Below are 809 nucleotides of genomic sequence, written 5' to 3' on the forward strand. Positions count from 1 at the left end.
TCGACGTCGACCCCGAAGCGGTGCGCCGCGCCCGAAACGCACGCCGGCGCCGCCACCTGAGCATCGACCCGGTCGGCAACGGCATGGTCGAGGTCTACGGCCTGCTCGACGCCGCCAAAGGTGCGGTGCTCGACCAGCAGCTGGATGCGCTGGCGCGCACCGTATGCCCACATGACCCGCGCACCCACGCCCAACGCCGCGCCGACGCCGTGGACGCCCTCCAGGTCGGCGGCATGGCATGCCTGTGCGGGCGCGCCGATTGCCCGGCCGCCGGCAACAAGGTCCCCACCGGCCAGTACGTGATCCACGTGATCGCCGGACAGGACAGCACCGACGCCGCCACATCAACCGATGCACCGGCCGCCGAGGGAAACGCCACGACGTTCGAGAGTCGTGGTCCGGCCGCAGAAGCCGCCGCACCTATGCCGCCGGCCGCGCCCACGCCCGCCCCGAAGTCCCCACCCCCGGCGCTGATCCCCGGTTACGGACCCATCACCGCCGACCAACTCCGCGACCTACTCCCCTCTGCCACGATCCGGCCCCTCACCGACGGAGCCGAGCTGGGCACCGAACGCGGCTATCACCCCTCGCGCGCACTCACCGAGTTCATCGGCTGCCGCGACCTCATCTGCCGCTGGCCCGGCTGCACCATCGCCGCACAACGCTGCGATATCGACCACACCACCCCCTGGCCCTACGGGCCCACCCACCCGTCGAACACCAAGCTGTACTGCCGCATCCACCACCTCATCAAAACCTTCCACTGCGGGCCCGGCGGCTGGACCGAGAGCCAACACCCCGACGGCACC

The 809-nt window shown here is 71.3% G+C and carries 1 protein-coding gene; it reads left to right on the plus strand.

What is annotated here, in order from left to right; translation table 11 throughout:
- On the plus strand, positions 1 to 809 hold an 809-nt coding region (locus tag BST17_RS28535; protein ID WP_133053621.1), incomplete at both ends, for an HNH endonuclease signature motif containing protein.

Source organism: Mycolicibacterium bacteremicum (genome assembly GCF_002086115.1).
Taxonomy (GTDB): Bacteria; Actinomycetota; Actinomycetes; order Mycobacteriales; family Mycobacteriaceae; genus Mycobacterium; species Mycobacterium bacteremicum.